This window comes from Bradyrhizobium sp. LHD-71 (genome assembly GCF_031157255.1).
Taxonomy (GTDB): Bacteria; Pseudomonadota; Alphaproteobacteria; order Rhizobiales; family Xanthobacteraceae; genus P52-10.
In genome coordinates this window covers 1-1,299 of record NZ_JAVIFX010000070.1, presented here as the reverse complement: position 1 = coordinate 1,299, position 1,299 = coordinate 1, and the positions used below count along the sequence as shown (strand labels likewise).

General features: G+C 61.4%; 1 pseudogene. It reads left to right on the top strand.

The annotated features are described in order from the left end of the window. Positions 1-46 precede the first annotated feature (46 nt). A pseudogene (locus RCO31_RS34565) lies at positions 47-1,299 on the top strand (IS256 family transposase); the annotation flags it as partial.

Below are 1,299 nucleotides of genomic sequence, written 5' to 3'. Positions count from 1 at the left end.
GAGCTATGCGGGAAACTGGGTGATGACGGAATGAGATAGGCGGCGTATCGAGGCGGGTGTCGAGCCTGCCAGAACCTCAAGGAGAGCGATACGCCATGAACGAGCATAGCAACATTGTCCCACTGCGTCAGCCCGATGAGATCGACGATCCACTGACGAATATTTTGCGATCTGGTGCTCGGCAGCTGCTTGCGCAGGCTGTCGAGATGGAAGCCGAGGCGTTTCTCGCCGCGATGAAGGGCTTGAAGCTTCCCGATGGCCGCGACCGCCTCGTGCGGCACGGCCATGGTCCAGTGCGGACGATCCAGACGGGGATCGGCGCCGTCGAAGTCGCCCGGGTAAAGATTCGCGATCGCGCGGTGACCAGCGATGGCGAGCGGATCCGCTTCACCTCGGCGATCCTGCCGTTGTGGGCACGGCGCACGAAGAGCTTGGATGCACTTTTGCCGGTTCTGTACCTGCGAGGCATCTCGACGGGCGACTTCCAGGAGGCGCTGGCGGCGCTCCTGGGCAAGGATGCGCCGAATCTTTCTCCGGCGGTGGTTTCCAGACTGACGACGGAGTGGCAGCTCGAGTACGAGCGTTGGCAGAAGCGCGATCTGTCGGCGCGCCGGTACGTATACGTGTGGGCGGACGGCGTCTTCCTGCAGGCTCGCATGGAAGACCACAGCGAATGCATGCTGGTGCTGATCGGCGCGACGCCGGAAGGCAAGAAGGAACTCATCGGCTTCCAGGTCGGCGTGCGCGAGAGCACGCAGAGCTGGCACGAACTGCTCGTCGAGGCGAAAACCCGTGGGCTGAAGATCGCCCCGGAAATCGCCGTCGGTGACGGCGCGCTCGGCTTCTGGAAGGCGCTCGACGAGGTCTTTCCCGCCACGCGACATCAGCGGTGCTGGGTGCACAAAACCGCGAATATCTTGAACAAAGTCGCAGTGTCGGTACAGGCCAGCATGAAGAAGGATCTGCGCGAGGTCTATTTGGCGTCCAACCGAGCTTCGGCCGAAGTGGCGATCGATGTCTTTGCCGAGAAATACGGAGCGAAGTACGACAAGGCGGTCGAGTGCCTGACGAAAGATCGCGACGCAATGCTTGCGTTCTACGAATTCCCCGCCGAGCATTGGGACCACTTGCGGACGACGAATCCCATCGAAAGCGTGTTCGCGACGGTCCGGCACAGAACGGTGCGCACGAAAGGTTCGTTATCGTCAACGACTGCCAAGTTGATGGTGTTCAAGCTGCTCTGCGCCGCATCAAAGACCTGGCGGCGGCTGAAAGGCACAAATCAGTTGCCGAAGGTCA